The organism is Mycobacterium sp. NPDC051804, assembly GCF_044452905.1.
GTDB lineage: Bacteria > Actinomycetota > Actinomycetes > Mycobacteriales > Mycobacteriaceae > Mycobacterium.
This window is the reverse complement of record NZ_JBITCD010000001.1, coordinates 1,051,980-1,069,305: the sequence shown is the minus strand read 5'-3', so window position 1 is coordinate 1,069,305 and position 17,326 is coordinate 1,051,980. Positions and strand designations below refer to the sequence as shown.

The 17,326-nt window shown below is 64.3% G+C and carries 17 protein-coding genes; 5 read left to right on the top strand and 12 right to left on the bottom strand.

What is annotated here, in order from left to right; genetic code table 11:
- Window positions 1–121 precede the first annotated feature (121 nt).
- Window positions 122–1,429, bottom strand: coding sequence for a DUF445 domain-containing protein (locus ACIA48_RS05170; RefSeq protein ID WP_396728524.1), 1,308 nt, complete (start codon window positions 1,427–1,429; stop codon window positions 122–124).
- 138 nt (window positions 1,430–1,567) lie between these two features.
- Between ACIA48_RS05170 and ACIA48_RS05165 the strand changes: the two genes are divergently transcribed.
- Window positions 1,568–2,272 carry a TetR/AcrR family transcriptional regulator gene (locus ACIA48_RS05165; RefSeq protein WP_396728250.1) on the top strand — a complete coding sequence of 235 codons (705 nt, stop codon included), beginning with the start codon at window positions 1,568–1,570 and terminating at the stop codon, window positions 2,270–2,272.
- Between the two features lie 4 nt (window positions 2,273–2,276).
- Window positions 2,277–3,140 (top strand): polyphosphate kinase 2 family protein, encoded by an 864-nt coding sequence (locus ACIA48_RS05160; RefSeq protein WP_396728248.1) that lies wholly within the window; start codon window positions 2,277–2,279, stop codon window positions 3,138–3,140.
- Between the two features lie 6 nt (window positions 3,141–3,146).
- Here the strand turns inward: ACIA48_RS05160 and ACIA48_RS05155 are convergent, their stop codons facing one another.
- The 3 genes from ACIA48_RS05155 to ACIA48_RS05145 form a co-directional block, all read right to left on the bottom strand.
- The gene (locus ACIA48_RS05155) at window positions 3,147–4,001 is read right to left on the bottom strand and encodes a 3-hydroxybutyryl-CoA dehydrogenase (RefSeq protein ID WP_396728246.1); all 855 of its coding nucleotides are present in this window, start codon (window positions 3,999–4,001) and stop codon (window positions 3,147–3,149) included.
- 94 nt (window positions 4,002–4,095) lie between these two features.
- Window positions 4,096–5,382, bottom strand: coding sequence for an isocitrate lyase (aceA, locus tag ACIA48_RS05150; protein ID WP_396728244.1), 1,287 nt, complete (start codon window positions 5,380–5,382; stop codon window positions 4,096–4,098).
- Between the two features lie 257 nt (window positions 5,383–5,639).
- On the bottom strand, window positions 5,640–6,449 hold the full coding sequence (locus ACIA48_RS05145) for an acyl-ACP thioesterase domain-containing protein (protein ID WP_396728242.1): 810 nt from the start codon (window positions 6,447–6,449) through the stop codon (window positions 5,640–5,642).
- Window positions 6,450–6,538: 89 nt separating this feature from the next.
- On the opposite strand from ACIA48_RS05145, the gene ramB reads away from it, so the two are divergent.
- Together ramB and ACIA48_RS05135 are read left to right on the top strand one after the other, a co-directional pair.
- On the top strand, window positions 6,539–7,954 hold the full coding sequence (ramB, locus tag ACIA48_RS05140) for an acetate metabolism transcriptional regulator RamB (RefSeq protein ID WP_396728240.1): 1,416 nt from the start codon (window positions 6,539–6,541) through the stop codon (window positions 7,952–7,954).
- Window positions 7,955–7,968: 14 nt separating this feature from the next.
- Window positions 7,969–8,520, top strand: coding sequence for a carboxymuconolactone decarboxylase family protein (locus ACIA48_RS05135; protein ID WP_396728238.1), 552 nt, complete (start codon window positions 7,969–7,971; stop codon window positions 8,518–8,520).
- Here ACIA48_RS05135 and ACIA48_RS05130 read toward each other — a convergent pair.
- From ACIA48_RS05130 to adh, 6 genes are read right to left on the bottom strand one after another with little or no spacing between them, the layout of a single operon-like run.
- Complete coding sequence (locus ACIA48_RS05130) at window positions 8,517–8,789, bottom strand: hypothetical protein (RefSeq protein ID WP_396728236.1); 273 nt, start codon at window positions 8,787–8,789, stop codon at window positions 8,517–8,519. The genes ACIA48_RS05135 and ACIA48_RS05130 overlap by 4 nt on opposite strands.
- On the bottom strand, window positions 8,786–10,186 hold the full coding sequence (gene lpdA, locus ACIA48_RS05125; protein WP_396728234.1) for a dihydrolipoyl dehydrogenase: 1,401 nt from the start codon (window positions 10,184–10,186) through the stop codon (window positions 8,786–8,788). The genes ACIA48_RS05130 and lpdA overlap by 4 nt, the downstream gene beginning before the upstream one ends.
- 10 nt (window positions 10,187–10,196) lie before the next feature.
- The gene (locus ACIA48_RS05120; protein ID WP_396728232.1) at window positions 10,197–10,655 is read right to left on the bottom strand and encodes a hypothetical protein; all 459 of its coding nucleotides are present in this window, start codon (window positions 10,653–10,655) and stop codon (window positions 10,197–10,199) included.
- Between the two features lies 1 nt (window position 10,656).
- Window positions 10,657–10,935, bottom strand: a complete 279-nt coding sequence (locus ACIA48_RS05115) for a putative holin (RefSeq protein WP_396728230.1) — start codon at window positions 10,933–10,935, stop codon at window positions 10,657–10,659.
- A gap of 36 nt (window positions 10,936–10,971) precedes the next feature.
- Entirely contained in the window at window positions 10,972–11,463 is a 492-nt protein-coding gene (locus ACIA48_RS05110; protein WP_396728522.1) for a DUF779 domain-containing protein, read from the bottom strand.
- 25 nt (window positions 11,464–11,488) lie between these two features.
- Complete coding sequence (gene adh / locus ACIA48_RS05105; RefSeq protein WP_396728228.1) at window positions 11,489–13,024, bottom strand: aldehyde dehydrogenase; 1,536 nt, start codon at window positions 13,022–13,024, stop codon at window positions 11,489–11,491.
- A gap of 77 nt (window positions 13,025–13,101) precedes the next feature.
- Here adh and ACIA48_RS05100 point away from each other — a divergent pair, with 77 nt between their 5' ends.
- Window positions 13,102–15,117, top strand: a complete 2,016-nt coding sequence (locus tag ACIA48_RS05100; RefSeq protein WP_396728226.1) for a prolyl oligopeptidase family protein — start codon at window positions 13,102–13,104, stop codon at window positions 15,115–15,117.
- On the opposite strand, the gene ACIA48_RS05095 is transcribed toward ACIA48_RS05100, so the two are convergent.
- Entirely contained in the window at window positions 15,110–16,381 is a 1,272-nt protein-coding gene (locus ACIA48_RS05095) for a Dyp-type peroxidase (protein ID WP_396728224.1), read from the bottom strand. The two genes, ACIA48_RS05100 and ACIA48_RS05095, sit on opposite strands and share 8 nt — an antisense overlap.
- Window positions 16,378–17,307 (bottom strand): EfeM/EfeO family lipoprotein, encoded by a 930-nt coding sequence (locus ACIA48_RS05090; protein WP_396728222.1) that lies wholly within the window; start codon window positions 17,305–17,307, stop codon window positions 16,378–16,380. Before ACIA48_RS05090 ends, ACIA48_RS05095 begins: the two co-directional genes overlap by 4 nt.
- Window positions 17,308–17,326 lie beyond the last annotated feature (19 nt).

The following is a 17,326-nucleotide window of genomic DNA, read 5'->3' as shown; positions in this document are numbered from 1 at the left end:
CACAGCGGCGATGTTTTCATCCTGCGGCACGCGTGACCCCCTTCGTACTTGGGTAACCGAATAGCGACAAGCCCTACCGTACGACGGGGTGCTAACTTTTGCAAGCACTCGTTAGCGCAGGTCAGAAGAGTAGCTGAGCTATCGAATAGATGATCAGACCCGCCAGCGAACCCACCACGGTGCCATTGATACGAATGAATTGCAGGTCACGCCCGACGTGCAGTTCGATGCGGCGACTGGCCTCGTCGCCATCCCATCGCTCGATCGTCTCGGTGATGATCGCTGTGATCTCCGCCCCATATTGGGCGACCAGGTGCTGAGCTGCCCGAATGATCCAGTTGTCGACCTTGTCGCGCAGATCGGCGTCATCGCACAGCGACTCCCCGACGTGTATCGCGGAGTCCGCGATGCGGGTCCGCAGGGCAGAGGACGGGTCGTCGACAGACTCGAGGAAGATCCGCTTGGCGGCGGTCCAGGCGGTCTCCGCGGCACGCGCGATCTCATCGCGCGCCATCAGCTGTTCCTTGACGTTCTCGGCGCGCTGAATTGTGGCCTCGTCGTGCTGCAGGTCGTCGGCGAACTCGAACAGGAAGCGAGTGGCCGACCGCCGCAGTTCGTGGTCGGGGTTGCGTCGCACCTTGTCGGTGAAGTCCATGAGCTCACGGTGGATGCGATCGCCGACAAGGTGGTCGACCCAGCGCGGCGACCACGTCGGTGAATCACGTTCGATGACGCGCTCGATGATCTCGCCGGCGTTGAGCGACCACTGGAAGGCCCGGTCGGCCAGCAGCTGAATGAGGGCTTCCTGCCGACCCTCGGCGAGCAGAGTGGCCAGCACGCGGCCGATCGGCGGGCCCCATTGCGGTTCGGCGATGCGCTTGACGATCATCCGGTCCAGTACGTGCTGGACATCCTCGTCACGCAACATCTCGACCAGAACTCTTAGCGCCGTTGCCATTTCGCCAGCGACCCGTTCGGCGTGCGCCTGGTCGGAAAGCCACTTGCCCAACCGGCCCGCGACCTCTGCATCACGCAGCTTGGTCTCGACGACCTCCGGTGACATGAAGTTCTCGCGGACGAAGGTGCCCAAGCCCTCGCCGAGTTGATCCTTCTTACGCTTGATGATCGCGGTGTGCGGGATCGGGATACCCAGCGGATGTTTGAACAGCGCGGTGACAGCGAACCAGTCAGCCAGTGCGCCGACCATGCCGGCTTCAGCGGCGGCGCGGACGTACCCGACCCACGGTGCCGCCCCCTGGGACTGGGCCCAGGTGCAGACGAGGAAGATCACCGTCGCACCGAGCAGGAACGACAGCGCGACGATCTTCATCCGTCGCAGGCCGCGTCTGCGCTCCGCGTCGGCGGCGCTGTCGGCACCCGCCAGGGACTCGGCAAAACTACGGCGCGGGGCGCCAGGCGCCTCCGTCATGGCGCGTGCGCCGACGTTCGGTCTGTGTGCCACACCTACATCATCCGCTACCGACAGAGTGCGGGTCTTGGCCGTTGCCGCTGGAATTCAAGATCGGCCGTATTATTGAGGGCAACTAGGGAACGGAATACGGCGATCGTGGCACAACAAACCTCGTCCGTCGCGCTCAAGACTGATGGACGCAAGAGGCGCTGGCACCAGCATAAGGTGGAGCGGCGCAATGAGCTGGTCGACGGCACCCTGGAGGCGATCCGGCGCCGCGGGAGCAACGTCAGCATGGACGAGATCGCGGCAGAGATCGGCGTGTCCAAGACGGTGCTCTACCGCTACTTCGTCGACAAGAACGATCTGACTACCGCGGTCATGATGCGGTTCGCGCAGACGACCTTGATCCCGAACATGGCCGCGGCGCTGTCGTCCAATCTTGACGGCTACGAGCTGACCCGCGAGATCATCCGGGTCTACGTGGAGACGGTGGCCTCCGAACCGGAGCCGTACATGTTCGTCATGGCGAACAACTCGGCGTCCAAGAGCAAGGCCGTCGCGGATTCCGAGCAGATCATCGCCCGCATGCTCGGCGTTATGCTGCGTCGCCGCATGGCCGAGGCCGGCATGGAGACGGGCGGCGCGGCCGCGTGGGCGTTCCACACCGTCGGCGGCGTGCAGTTGGCCACGCACTCGTGGATGTCGAACCCTCGCATGAGCTCAGACGAGCTGATCGACTATCTGACCATGCTGTCGTGGAGCGCGCTGTGCGGCATCGTCGAGGTGGGCGGATCGCTGGAGAAGTTCCGGCAAGGTCCGCATCCTTCGCCGGTTTTGCCCCGGCGACTGATTGACTGAGCGGATGGCCGAGTCAGACCTCCCGTCCCTGTGGACCCACGAGCCGCATATCCATCTCGAGTTCCGTCATGGCGACAAGGTCGCCGATATCGACACCGGTGCGACACCGGGCTTCCAGGGGAAGAAGGCCGACGCCCCGGCGCTGCAGGCCGAGCGCAATGAACGATTCGCCGAGCTGCAGGAGATGCTCTACGCCAACAGCCGCTCCGGTGACACTCGTTCGATCCTGCTCGTGCTGCAGGGCATGGATACCGCGGGTAAGGGCGGGATCGTCAAACATGTTGTGGGAGCTGGTAATCCGCAGGGCATCCGGTACACGAGCTTCGGAAAGCCGACCCCCGAAGAGCTGGCGCACCACTATCTGTGGCGCATCCGCAACGCCCTGCCGACGGCAGGCCATATCGGGGTGTTCGACCGCAGCCACTACGAGGACGTGTTGATCGTGCGGGTGCACAATCTCGTCGCGCCCGACGTGTGGGGTGCGCGCTACGACGAGATCAATGCCTTCGAGAAGGCGCTCGTCGACGGCGGTATGACGCTCATCAAGGTGGCGATGTTCGTCTCGCTCGAGGAGCAGAAGGCGCGACTGGCCGAGCGCCTGGAGCGTCCCGACAAGTACTGGAAGTACAACCCGGCAGACGTCGACGAACGGTTGAAGTGGCCGCTGTACCAAGAGGCGTATCAGGCGCTGCTGGACAAGACGTCGACCGATTACGCTCCGTGGCATGTGATTCCGTGCGACCGCAAGTGGTACAGCAGGCTGGCGGTCATCGAGCTGCTGATCGAGGCTCTGGAGTCGATGAACTTGTCTTGGCCCGCAGCCGATTTCGATGTCGAAGCGGAAAAGAAGCGCCTAGCCCAGGCCTGACGGCGATCAGTACGTGTAGAAGCCCTGCCCTGACTTCTTACCCAGCTGACCCGCTTCGACCATTCGCAGCAGCAGTGGCGGCGGTGCGTAATTCGCGTCCTTGTACTCGTCGTACATCGAGTCGGCGATGAGCTTCATCGTGTCCAGCCCGATCAGGTCCGACAGCCGCAGCGGCCCCATCGGATGCGACAGCCCGGCGACCACGGCCGTGTCGATGTCCTCAACTGTCGCGACCCCCGCCTCCGCCATCCTGATGGCGGCCAACAGGTACGGCACCAACAGCGCGTTGACGATGAAGCCTGACCGATCGCCGCAGCGCACCACCTTCTTGCCCAGCACCTCGCTCGCGAACTGCTCGGTGCGCGCCGCGGCCTCGGGTGAGGTGACCAGCGTGCTGACGAGTTCGACCAGCGGCAGCACCGGCACCGGGTTGAAGAAGTGCAGACCCAGTACTCGGCTCGGGTTCTGCGTTGCCGCAGCAATTTTCATGATCGGGATGCTGGACGTGTTCGACGCCAGCACCGCATCAGGGTCAGTGATGACTTTGTCGAGCTCGGCGAAGATCTTGCCCTTGACCGTCTCATCCTCGACCACCGCCTCGATGACCAGCTGACGGTCAGCCAGGTCGGCCAGGTCAGTGGTGAACTTCAGCCGGGCTAGCGCGGCGTCGCGATCCTCTTCACTGAGCTTCCCTTTGGCCGCCGCACGCTCCAGCGACTGGGTGAGCCGCTGGTGGCCCGCCGTCACCAAGTCGTCGGTGGGCTCGTAGACGACCACATCCGCTCCGGCCTTGGCCGACACCTCGGCAATACCCGAACCCATCTGCCCGGCGCCGATCACGCCGACCCGTTCGATGCTCAAATCTTTTCTCCTCGTACATGCGTCAGGCCCCGCCCAAGGGTTCTGGGCGGGGCCTGCGCTGTCAAGCCATCGGCCTTTTGAGCCTAGGCCTGGCTCAGTGGAACTGACCCTCTTCGGTCGAGCCCGAGAGCGCGGTGGTCGACGACGTCGGGTCGACGGTGGTCGCGATCCGGTCGAAGTAACCGGCACCGACCTCGCGCTGGTGCTTCGTCGCGGTGTAACCGCGCTCCTCGGCGTCGAACTCGCGCTCCTGCAGCTCGACGTAGGCGCTCATCTGGTTGCGGGCGTAGCCGTAGGCCAGATCGAACATCGAGTAGTTCAGCGCGTGGAAGCCGGCCAGCGTGATGAACTGGAACTTGAAGCCCATCGCGCCAAGCTCCTTCTGGAACTTCGCGATGGTCGCGTCGTCGAGGTGCTTCTTCCAGTTGAACGACGGCGAGCAGTTGTACGCCAGCATCTGGTCGGGGAACTCGCTTTTGACGCCCTCGGCGAACTTCGCGGCCAGCTCGAGGTCCGGGGTGCCGGTCTCCATCCAGATCAGATCGGAGAACGGTGCGTAGGCCTTGGCGCGGGCGATACACGGCTCGAGACCGTTCTTCACCCGGTAGAAGCCTTCTTTGGTCCGCTCGCCGGTGATGAACGGCTGGTCACGCTCGTCGACATCGGAAGTGATGAGCGTGGCGGCCTCGGCATCGGTACGGGCGATGACGACCGTCGGCACGTCGGCGACGTCAGCAGCCAGGCGGGCCGAGGTCAGGGTGCGGATGTGCTGCTGGGTGGGGATCAGCACCTTGCCACCGAGGTGGCCACACTTCTTCTCCGACGCCAGCTGGTCTTCCCAGTGCGATCCCGCCACGCCTGCGGCGATCATCGCCTTCTGCAGCTCGTAGACGTTCAACGCACCGCCGAAGCCGGCCTCACCGTCGGCGACGATCGGCGCGAGCCAGTTCTCGACGGAGGTGTCGCCCTCGACCTTGGCGATCTCGTCGGCGCGCAGCAGCGCGTTGTTGATGCGACGGATCACCTGCGGCACCGAGTTGGCCGGGTAGAGGCTCTGGTCCGGGTAAGTGTGGCCGGACAGGTTCGCGTCACCGGCGACCTGCCAACCCGACAGGTAGATGGCCTTCAGGCCGGCACGCACCTGCTGGACCGCCATGTTGCCGGTCAACGCGCCGAGCGAGTTGACGAACTCCATGTCGTGCAGCTGGTTCCACAGCACCTCGGCGCCGCGGCGGGCCAGCGTGGCCTCCTCGACGACCGAGCCCTGCAGGGCGACGACGTCGGCCGGGGTGTAGGTGCGGGTGATGCCCTTCCACCGCGGGTTGGTGTCCCAGTCCTGCTGGATCTGTTCGGGTGACTTCGGCGTGCCGACGGTCGACATGACTGCTCCTTCAAATCGCTTTGCATAGCCGGCGGGTGCTCGGCTTGCTAATGCTCAACAAACTTGGCTGTTCCGCTAGTACGAGGATGCATCACGCCATACGTGCAGGTCCACTCGTTCTGATTGCCAATTTTCGCCAAGCAAGCGCCTCACGTTGCAAAGGTTGCAAAGGTGCGATTCCCTGAACCGGTTCAGAAGCTACTGGCCAGTAACCGATTTCCGCACGTCAGTACGGTCGTACTGTTTGGGAAAGGACGTCAGAGCGCGAAGATGCATGCGACGGCTTTGGTCTCGTCGCCGACGGCATATGTGAGCGTTGTAACAGTGCGATCGGCCAACTCGGGACCGAACTTGTCCGTCGTACCGGGCCGATGAACGTGGGTGAGGATCTCGAGCTTCTCACCGAGGCCGACCGGGGCGTCGTGCTCGATGGTCACGCGCAGGGGTGCGTTCAGCAGCTCGGGCACCTTGAAGAGGTAGTCCTCGACCACGGACCAGTACACCGAGTTGTTCATGTGATCGAAGATGTCGATATCGCTGACGCGGACCGGGTAGTCGCGGATCTCGTCCGCGTCCTCGCGGCTGCCGGCCTTCAGGTAGGCCTTCCACCGCAGGCGGTCGATATCGGTCGTGCGCTGCAGGCCTTCGAGGAAGTCGTCGGAGATGCGGGCCGGGCCCTGCGTCTCGGAGTTGATGTTGATCCAGAACGCCTCGGACTCCATCAGCCCGCCCTTGCGGCCGTCGACGCGGACTCGCATCTCACACCACCGGTTGGATGTGCCCGAGCACCAGCGGCGCAGCCGCAGCATGTCCTTGAACTCGATCGGCCTGATCAGGTCGACCATCGTGCGCCGGACGATCCACAGCGGATGGGTCTCCTCGTAGCCCATCTCGCGCAGCTGGTCCGAGCCGATGTCCTGGATGTGCCTGGTGGCGGCGTCGAACTTGAGCCGACCCGCCCGATCGACGTCAGCGACGCGCAGCGGCCACTCGATATTGAAGACGTCGGGGTGCGGATCGGGCACAGGCATCATCACCTTCGCCAGACCGGTGCTGCTGCCTCCCATGAGGCTCGATCCTGCCATAGCCCCGGAACTGCCAACAATGCGAAGATCTTCTTCACAATGTTGTTATTTCAGCCGGTAGCCTGGTCATCGTGGCAAAAACGTTCGTCGGCTCGCGCGTTCGACAGCTCCGCGGCGAACGGGGCTACAGCCAGGCGGCGCTGGCCCAGAAGCTGGAAATCTCGCCGAGTTACCTGAATCAGATCGAGCACGACGTACGCCCGCTGACGGTGTCGGTGCTGCTGCGCATCACCGAGTTGTTCGGCGTGGACGCGACGTTCTTCGCCTCCGAGGACGACACCCGGCTCGTCGCCGAGTTGCGCGAGGTGACCCTGGATCGCGACGTGGCGGTCGACGTCGACCTCGCCGAGATCTCCGACATGGTCAGCTCGCATCCGGCACTCGCGCACGCCATGGTCAACCTGCACCGTCGCTACCGCTTGACCACCGCGCAGTTGGCTGCCGTGACCGAGGACAGGCACTCCGACAGCAGCGGTAGCGGCGCGATCACGATGCCGCACGAGGAGGTCCGCGACTACTTCTATCAGCGGCAGAACTACCTGCACGAGCTCGACACCGCCGCGGAAGACCTCACGATCCGCATGCGCATGCACCGCGCGGAGCTCGCACGCGAGCTGGCCGACCGGCTGACCCGGGTGCACGGTGTACACATCAAGCAACGAATCGACCTGGGCGGCACGGTGTTACACCGTTACGACCCCGACTCAAAGACCTTGGAGATCAGCGGTCACCTGTCCTCGGGGCAGACGGTTTTCAAGATGGCCGCGGAGCTGGCGTACCTCGAGTTCGGCGGCCTGATCGACAAGCTCGTGAACGAGGGAAACTTCACCAGCGAGGAGTCCACCGTGCTCGCGCGGCTGGGCCTCGCCAACTACTTCGCGGCCGCAACGGTGCTGCCGTACCGGCAGTTTCACGAAGTCGCCGAGAAGTTCCGCTACGACGTCGAGCGTCTCTCGGCCTTCTACGCCGTGTCCTTCGAGACGATCGCACACCGGCTGTCGACTCTGCAGCGGCCGTCGATGCGGGGGGTGCCGCTGTCATTCGTTCGCGTTGACCGCGCGGGAAACATGTCAAAGCGGCAGTCCGCCACAGGCTTTCACTTCTCGTCCAGCGGCGGGACCTGTCCGCTGTGGAATGTTTACGAGACGTTCGCGAACCCTGGCAAGATCGGCGTGCAAATCGCACAGATGCCCGACGGGCGCAACTACATGTGGGTGGCCCGCACGGTCGAGCGCCGCGCCCACCGATACGGCCAGCCCGGCAAGACGTTCGCGATCGGCCTCGGATGCGAACTCCGGCACGCCCACCGCCTCGTGTACTCGGAAGGCTTGGATCTGTCGGGCGACAACTCGACGCCGATCGGCGCAGGGTGTCGCGTCTGCGAGCGTGACAACTGCCCGCAGCGGGCCTTCCCCGCACTCGGTCGCGCGCTGGACATCGATGAGCACCGCAGCACGGTGTCGCCCTACCTGGTCAAGCAGTCGTAGTTAGACTCGCTACGGTGAGCGCAATCGAACCCGCGCGCATTGCGCCCGGCGGATTCAAGGAACTCGGGCCGGTCAATTGGGCCATCGCAAAGATCGGTGCCAGGGGTATCCGGGCGCCGCGGTTCAGTCTCGTCAATGTGCTTGGCCAACATCGGCTTCTGTTCCTTGCGTGGATCCCGTACAGCCTCATGTTGCTGGGCGCGCTGAGCAAGCTTCCATTGAAGGACGCCGAGACCGTCATCCTGCGGGTCGGCCATCTTCGCAACTGCGAGTACGAACTGCAGCAGCACCGGCGATTGGCCCGTAGTCGCGGTATCGGTCCGGACCTCCAGGCCAAGATCTTCGAGGGTCCCGACGCCGACGGGCTGACCGATCGTCAGCGCGCGCTGATCACCGCAACCGACGAGTTCGTCGTCACCCGCGGCGTATCCGCGGAGACGTGGGCCGTGCTGGCCAGACACCTCACCAAGCCACAGCTCATCGAGTTCTGCATGCTGGCTGCTCAGTACGACGGGTTGGCGGCGACCATCACGACGCTGAACGTGCCGTTGGACTTTCCGGACTAGAGGTACGTCACCCCGAGAACGACGAGCGAGAACAGCACCGGTGACACCGGCAGTGCGATGAGGAACGCCGCCCTTACGTCGGACTTTCGCTTGTAGGCACGCCACCCGAGCGCGCCGACGATGCCGCCGACCACGAACGAGACCGCCGCCACCACCAGCACCCAGGAGCTGACCGTCGCGGTGGATGTCGCGGCCGAGATCCCGGCCAGCCACAGGATGTGACCGAGCACCAATCCGCCGACACCGGCGACCCAGATCGCGGCTCTCAAAAGTTGATCATGTGGCCGGCCAAGCCGTGGAAGCACTCCTGCAGGGCTTCCGACAGCGTCGGGTGGGTGTGCACGTTGCGGGCCAATTCGTTGACCGTCAGGTCCCACTTCTGCGCCAGAGTCAGCTCTGGTAGCAGTTCGGAGACGTCATGCCCGATCAGGTGCCCGCCGAGCAATTCGCCGTATTTCGCGTCGGCGATCAGCTTCACGAAACCACTCGGATCACCCAGCCCGTGTGCCTTCGCGTTCGCGGTGAGCGGGAACTTGGCGACCTTGACGTCGTAGCCCTCCTCGCGAGCCTGTTCCTCGGTCAGGCCAAAGCTGGCAACCTGCGGCTGACAGAACGTCGCGCGCGGCATCATCCGGTAGTCACCGAGCGCCAAAGTCTCTGCGCCTGCGATGGTTTCGGCCGCGACCACGCCCTGCGCCTCGGCGACGTGGGCCAGCTGCAGCAACCCGGTGACGTCGCCGATCGCGTAAATGTGCGGCACGTTGGTGCGCATGTAGTCGTCGATGCCGATCGCCTTGCGGTCGGTGAGCTGCACCCCGGCCGCGTCCAGGCCGTATCCCTCGACGTTGGGCGCAAAGCCGATGGCCTGCAACACCTTATCGGCCTTCAGCTCCTCTGACTTGCCGTCCTTGCTCACGGTGACATAAACGGAACCGTCGGCCCCCTCATCCCTGATGGACTCGACCTTGGTGCCCGTGAGGACCTTCACGCCCAACTTCTTGAACTGCTTCTCGATCTCCTTGGACACTTCGGCGTCCTCGTTGGGCAGCGCCCGCGGCAGGAACTCGACAATCGTGACGTCGACGCCGAAGTTGCGCAGGACGTAGCCGAATTCCATACCGATCGCACCCGCACCGGCGATGATGATCGACCCGGGCAGTTCACGCGAGAGAATCTGCTTCTCGTAGGTGACTACGTTCTCCGACAGCGATGTGCCGGGCACCAGTCGGGTGCTGCTGCCGGTCGCGATGATGCAGTTGTCGAACGTGACAGTCTCGGTGCCGCCTTCATTGAGGTCGACCTCGAGTGTGTTGGCGTCCTTGAACTTCCCGTAACCGTGGATTTCGGTGATCTTGTTCTTCTTCATCAGGAAGTGCACACCGGCGACGCGACCGTCCGCGACCTTACGGCTGCGGTCGAACGCCACCCCGTAGTCCATGGTCGCTTCACCGTTGATGCCGAAGAGCTTGGCTTCCTTGGTGATGATGTGGGAGAGCTCCGCATTGCGCAGCAGCGACTTGGAGGGGATACAGCCGACGTTCAGGCACACCCCGCCCCAGTATTTGGGCTCGACGACTGCGGTATTCAGTCCGAGTTGGGCGGCGCGAATAGCCGCGACGTATCCGCCAGGGCCGGCTCCGAGAACGACGACGTCAAAGTGGGTCACGCCCTCAACCTTAGTAAGGAATCAACCCCACGAAACAGCGAGTGGCCCATTCGCAGAAGTAAAGGCCGTGCAGCACCGCGGCACCAGCCGTCGCAGCCAGTGGTGCGGACGTGAATGCGATCGCCACAGCGGAGGCGATCGGCCTGTTGGGCACCATCGCGACGAGCAAGCCAACGACGGTGCACAGGATCAGGAAAACCAGCACCACGAACTCCGGCGCCGTCTTGTCGATCGAGTGGTACCACCAGTAATAGAGTCCCCAGCCCGCGGCAGCCGCCACGGTCCATACACACGCCACGACAAGCACGAAGTGCCACCGCTTGAGGTACTGGAAGTTGCCGGGCACCACGACCGGAGGGGCCGGTATCGGTAACGGCTCCGACAGCGCCGCGTCGACAGCCTCGAGCTCACCCGTATCCCAGGTCGGTGTGAACTCCTGGGTGTCGTCCATCAGCAGGTCGCGGTCCACGTCAGGCACCGTTCGCCGTCTGGATCGCCACCAACGCACCGAACCATCCCGGAGAGAGGGCGATCACGAAGGCGCCGACTGCCGTGAGCCAGCGTCTGCGCGACAACAGAATGGTCAACATGCCGATCGCACTGGGCACACCGACGACGAGAGCGATCACCACGTCAGGCCGAATCTTAGCCGTCACCAGCAGGCTCAACCCGATCCCGACGAGCAGCCCGACCGCCGTGCCGATCAGCAGAGCGCTGGTCAGCAACCGCGGACGCGGCAGCGGAATCACCCTTTCGACGATACTGCGCCACCCGTCGTTGACCGATTAGCCGCGCCCGGGGATCGAGCACGCATCGGTCGTGTTCAGGCTGGCTTCCGCGACGACGTGGGTCCCGGCGGCCGGCGGGCGTTTACCCAGCGCGAAGTCGGTACCGGTCACGGGTGCCAATTCGTTCAGCAAGCGGTTCTCGTCGTTGCTGAACGCACGGCCGCGGGACAGGAACCGCATCCCTTCCGGCGCTTCGACGCTGAACCCGCCGCCCCTGCCAGGGACGACGTCGATGACCAATTGTGTGTGCTTCCACGCCTCGAACTGCGGCCCCGAGATCCACACCGGCACGCCGTCGCCGACGTCGAACACTGCAAGCAGGATGTCGCGGTCGCCGACGAGGAACTCCCCGTCGGGGTAACACATCGGCGAGGACCCGTCGCAGCATCCACCCGACTGGTGGAACATCAGCGCACCGTGCCGCTGCTGCAATTTCTCCAAGAGGTCAGCCGCTGCCCGGGTGATGAGCGCCCTGTGGACTGTCAGAATCCTCGCCTCCTCGCGCAAGCGCTCGTTAGAAGAACCCCTGCGCCTTGTTCGAGTAGGAAACCAACAGGTTCTTCGTCTGCTGGTAATGGTCGAGCATCATCTTGTGCGTCTCGCGGCCGATGCCGGACTGCTTGTAACCGCCGAACGCCGCGTGCGCCGGGTACGCGTGATAGCAGTTGGTCCACACCCGGCCCGCCTTGATGTCACGTCCGGCGCGGTAGGCGACATTGCCGTCGCGCGACCACACACCCGCACCCAGTCCGTAAAGGGTGTCATTGGCGATACCGATCGCGTCGTCGTAGTCCTTGAACGACGTGACCGCGACGACGGGACCGAAGATCTCCTCCTGGAAGATGCGCATCTTGTTGTTGCCCTCGAAGATCGTCGGCTGCACGTAGTAGCCCCCGTTGAGGTCGCCGCCGAGCTGAGCGCGCTCGCCGCCGGTGACTACCCGGGCACCTTCGTCCTTGCCAACTTCGATGTAGGACAACACTTTTTCCAGTTGATCGTTGGATGCCTGCGAACCGATCATCGTCTCGGTGTCCAGCGGGTCACCCTGGCGTACGGCCTTGGTACGGATCGCCGCGAGCTCGAGGAACTCGTCGTAGATGTCGGCCTGGATCAGGCTGCGCGACGGGCAGGTGCACACCTCGCCCTGGTTCAGCGCGAACATCGTGAAGCCCTCGAGCGCCTTGTCCTGGAAGTCGTCGGCCCCAACTTTCGGGCTGGCCATCACATCGCTGAAGAAGATGTTGGGACTCTTGCCGCCGAGCTCCAGCGTCACCGGAATCAGGTTCTGCGAGGCGTACTGCATGATCAGCCGGCCGGTCGTGGTTTCGCCGGTGAACGCAATCTTCGCGATGCGATTCGACGACGCGAGCGGCTTGCCCGCCTCGAATCCGAATCCGTTGACGACGTTGAGCACACCGGCGGGCAGCAGGTCACCGATCAACGACATCAGGTACAGAATCGACGCGGGCGTCTGCTCGGCGGGTTTGAGGACGACGGCGTTGCCCGCCGCGAGTGCGGGCGCGAGCTTCCACGTCGCCATCAGGATCGGGAAGTTCCACGGGATGATCTGTCCGACGACGCCGAGCGGCTCGTGGAAGTGGTACGCGACGGTGTCGTCGTCGATCTGGCTCAGCGAGCCCTCCTGCGCGCGGATCGCACCCGCGAAGTACCGGAAGTGGTCGATGGCCAGCGGGATGTCCGCGGCCAGCGTTTCGCGGATCGGCTTGCCGTTGTCCCACGCCTCGGCCAGCGCGATCGAGTCCAGGTTCGCCTCGATGCGATCGGCGATCTTATTGAGGATGTTTGCCCGCTCCCCCGCCGCCGTCTTGCCCCACGCACCGGCCGCACCGTGCGCGGCGTCCAGCGCCTTTTCGATGTCGGTTTCGTTCGAGCGCGGGATCTCGCAGAACGGCTGGCCGGTCACGGGCGTGGGGTTTTCGAAGTACTCGCCCGAGGCGGGCGGCACCCATTCCCCGCCGATGAAGTTGCCGTACCGCGACTCGTAGGACATCAGGGCGTCGGTGGAACCAGGACGGGCATAGACAGTCATCGACGACTCCCTCTCTGACGGCGCGGATTACCGGGTGTAATGGGGCTCACACTACGCCGGGCAGCCAGAATGGTGTTGTGGCGCAAGACTCCTATCTCTGGCTCGAGGACATCACCGGCGACGACGCACTGGACTGGGTGCGCACGCACAACGAGCCGACCATCGCCGAGTTCGGCGGGCCCCGCTTCGAGCAAATGCGCACCGAGGCGCTCGAGGTCCTCGACACCGAGGCGCGGATACCGTACGTCCGGCGTCGCGGCGACTACCTCTACAACTTCTGGCGCGATGCGGCCAATAAGCGCGGGCTGTGGCGGCGCACCACGCTCGGCAGCTACCGCACCTCTGAACCCGACTGGGACGTGATCCTCGACCTCGACGCGCTCGCGGACACCGAGGACGAGAATTGGGTGTGGGCCGGCGCAGACGTCCTCGAACCCGACCACTCCCTTGCCCTGATCGAGCTGTCCCGTGGTGGCGCCGACGCCACCGTGGTACGCGAATTCGACATGGAAACAAGGAAATTCGTCACCGGTGGCTTCGAGCTACCGGAGGCGAAGTCGAGCATGACCTGGCAGGACCGCGACACGGTTTTGGTGGGCACCGAATTCGGGCCCGGTTCGATGACCGACTCCGGTTACCCGCGGATCGAGAAGCGCTGGCTACGCGGCCAGCCACTCGACGACGCCAAGACGCTGTTCGAGGGTGAGTCCTCGGACGTCAGCGTGGGCGGCGCCTACGATCCGACACCCGGCTTCGAGCGACTGCTCATCACAAGGTCTTTCGACTTCTTCAACCGCGACCGCTACGAGCTTCGCGGTGACGACCTGGTCCGCATCGAGGTTCCCACCGACGCCGGTATGTCGGTGCACCGCGAATGGCTGCTGATCCGGCCGCGGACGGAATGGACGGTCGGTGATCACACCTACCGGCCAGGTTCACTGCTGGCTGTAAACTACGACGAATTCCTCTCCGGCACCTACGAACTGGCCGTCGTTTTCGAACCCGACGAACATTCCAGCCTGGACAATTACGCGTGGACGCGCGACCATCTGGTACTCACCACGCTGTTCGACGTGTCCAGCCACGTCGAACTCGTGACCCCCGGGACGTGGGAGCGCTCGCCGATCCCCGGCATCCCGCCGAACACCAACACCGTGCTCGTGGACATCGACGAGTACGGCGACGAGATGTTCTTGGATTCAAGTGGTTTCGACACACCTTCGCAGCTGCTGTGGGGGCGGGCCGGGACGGAGGTGACGACGGTCAAGAGCGCTCCCGCGTTCTTCGATGCGTCCGATATCGAGGTGACCCAGCATTTCGTGGCATCGGCCGATGGCACGAAGATCCCGTATTTCGTTGTAGGGCATCGTAATTCGGATGGCAAGGGCAGCTCGACCGGTCCGGCTCCGACACTGCTCGGCGGATACGGCGGATTCGAGGTCGCCAACACACCGGGCTACGGCGGTGTGCTCGGCCGGCTGTGGCTGTCCCGCGGCGGCACCTACGTGCTGGCGAACATCCGCGGCGGCGGCGAGTACGGTCCGACATGGCACACCCAGGCGATGCGCGAGAACCGGCACCTGGTGTACGAGGATTTCGCGGCGGTGGCAAAAGATCTCGTCGACCGCGGCATCACGACTGTCGACCAGCTGGGCGCCCAAGGCGGAAGCAACGGCGGCCTCCTGATGGGTGTCATGCTGACGCAGTATCCCGAACTGTTCGGCGCCCTGGTGTGCAGTGTGCCGCTGCTGGACATGCGCCGTTTCCATCTGCTGCTCGCCGGCGCCTCGTGGATGGCCGAATACGGCGATCCGGACGATCCGGACGACTGGGCATTCATCTCCAAATACTCGCCGTACCAGAACATTTCCGCGGACCGACGCTACCCGCCGGTGCTGATCACCACGTCGACCCGCGACGACCGGGTTCACCCCGGACACGCCCGAAAGATGGCCGCGGCGCTGGAAGAGCAAGGGCATTCGGTGAATTACTACGAGAACATCGAGGGCGGACACGCCGGTGCGGCGGACAATGCCCAGACGGCGTTCAAATCCGCATTGGTCTACGAGTACCTGTGGTCGAAGCTCACTTGACCAGTTGATCGCCCAGGAACCGGTCCGGTCCTGTGACGCCGGGCAGCATGAAAAAGAAGCCACCGCCCACCGGCAAGATGTACTCCTCCAACGGCTCACCTTTGAGGCGGCGCTGCACGGTGAGGAAGCCCTTCTCCAGGCTGCGCTGATAGGCGACGAACGCCAGACCCTGATCAAGCCTGCCTGCGCCGTCGAAACCACGTGAGTAGTTGAATCCGCGTCGCAGGATGAGGTTTTCGTCCGTCTCGGGTGTGCGTGGGTTCGCCAGTCGGATATGCGCGTCGAGGGGAATCCGTTTGCCCTCGGAGTCCGAGGGATAGTCGGGATCGGTGAACTCACCCGTCAGGCCCAACGGCGCGCCGCTGACCTTGGAACGCCCGATGAGCTGCTCCTGTTCGACGAGTCGGGTGCGGTCCCAGAACTCGACAAGATTCCGGATGATGCGGACCGCCTGATACGAACCACCGACCGCCCACTCGGGTTCGCCGTCCTCCGCGCTCACCCACACGTGACGATCCATCAGCGCTTCGTCGTCGACGTCGAGGTTCGCCGTACCGTCTTTGAAGCCCAACAGGTTTCGAGGAGTCGCCGCTTCCGACGCCTGCCCCGCGCCGATGCCGCGGGCGTAACCGTCGATCATCCATCGAAGCACGAGATCGCTTCGCGTTCGCCTCATCACCTGGCGCAGCGCGAACTGAACCGTGTCGTTGTGACCGGCCTCGAAGATGATCGAGATGTCACCGTGCGAGAGTTTAGGGTCCAGCTTGTCGTTGGCCAGGAACGGCATCGTGACCAGGTCCTTGGGCTTGCGATCAGCAAGTCCGAACCGGTCGTCGAACAAAGAGGCCCCGACACCGACCACGATCGACAGGTTGTCGGCCGGCGGCTTCTCTCCGAGGAGGCCGGAGTCGACGGGCGGATAGGCCGCATCGCGCGTTTCCGGCGGCTTGCCGGCCATCAGCCCGCGGATCTCTTCCGTGAGCTCTTTGAGCGCCGTCGTCAAGACATCTCGGTCGTTCGATTGGACGTTGAACGACGCCACCAGTCCCTGTTCGGGTATCGGCAGCGCGGTGATACCCGTCTGGTGCGGCCCCTCGAAGGGGACAAAGATCTCGGGCCGATTGGGTGCGGGCGCCGGCTGCTGGCCGGAGTTGGTCAGCGCGTACGTGGCGCCGGCACCGACGGCGGCACCCGCGCCCGCGCTCAGGGCACCCGTGACGAAACCTCGACGCGAGATGCCCTGACGCGGCAGCTGCTCGGTCACGACAGCTTCAGGACCCCCGCGATCTGGGACACGTTCTCCGACAGTCCGGCGAGCTGTGCCTTGAGCTTGTCGACAGTCGCCGGGTCCACTGTCACACCGGTGCACCGTGGTGAGGGGTACGGATCGTTCTCGGTGCAGTAGAGCACCCAGCCGTCGCCTTGGCGTAGCGGCGCCATTGTGGCGTTGATGTCGGCGAAGCCGGTGGTGATCTTGGCCAGCAGATCTGGATCGGCCTTCTCCAGGGCCGGCTTGAGCGTGTCGACCGCGGCCTGGCTGCCTTGCAGGTTGGCGTCGAAGTCCCACAGGTCGGTCTTCGAGTAGCGGTCCTCCTCGCCGGTGATCTTGCCCTCGGAGACCTCTTCGATCAGTTCGGCCGCACCGGTTGCGACGTCGACAGGCTTGACCTCGACCGAGGGGAACTGCTCCTTCAACGTGGCGATGTCCTGGTCGAGCTGGTCAGCGAACGGGGCGCCGCCCTCGGTGGTGTTCTTCTCGAACAGCAGATACTCGAGGCGGTGCCAACCGGTGAACTCCGGGTCGTCGACATTCTCGAAGTCGTCGACGCGCGAGTCGACCTTGCCGTCGATCTCCTCAACCAGGCCGGCGAGCGGCTCGATGCGCTCCCAGGGCACGCGAGACGGTTCATACGCGGCCTGCGCGGCCGCCAGGTCGTTGGCGCGGACGGCGTCGGTCAGCACCTTGACTTTGACGACCAAATCGTCGATCTGGCCGGTGGCGTACTTCTTGTACTCCACAGCGGCCTGCTCGGCCAGTGGATCGGGAGCCGCAGCGGCTGCACTCGACGTGGTCGTCGTCGCGCTGGCGCTCGACGAGGTCTCCTCGGAACTTCCCTTGTCGCTGGCGCACCCCGCGAGGATGAGGCTCACGGCTGCAACCGGCACCGACAACGCGATAAAGCGATTCATTTGCACCCTCTAAGTTAGG

Bases quoted from the DNA above. Each gene is read 5' to 3' on its own strand.
- ACIA48_RS05090 (WP_396728222.1), bottom strand. From the start codon at position 17,307: ATGAATCGCTTTATCGCGTTGTCGGTGCCGGTTGCAGCCGTGAGCCTC.
- ACIA48_RS05160 (WP_396728248.1), top strand. From the start codon at position 2,277: ATGGCCGAGTCAGACCTCCCGTCCCTGTGGACCCACGAGCCGCATATC.
- ACIA48_RS05145 (WP_396728242.1), bottom strand. From the start codon at position 6,449: ATGGGAGGCAGCAGCACCGGTCTGGCGAAGGTGATGATGCCTGTGCCC.
- adh (WP_396728228.1), bottom strand. From the start codon at position 13,024: ATGACTGTCTATGCCCGTCCTGGTTCCACCGACGCCCTGATGTCCTAC.
- aceA (WP_396728244.1), bottom strand. From the start codon at position 5,382: ATGTCGACCGTCGGCACGCCGAAGTCACCCGAACAGATCCAGCAGGAC.
- ACIA48_RS05170 (WP_396728524.1), bottom strand. From the start codon at position 1,429: ATGACGGAGGCGCCTGGCGCCCCGCGCCGTAGTTTTGCCGAGTCCCTG.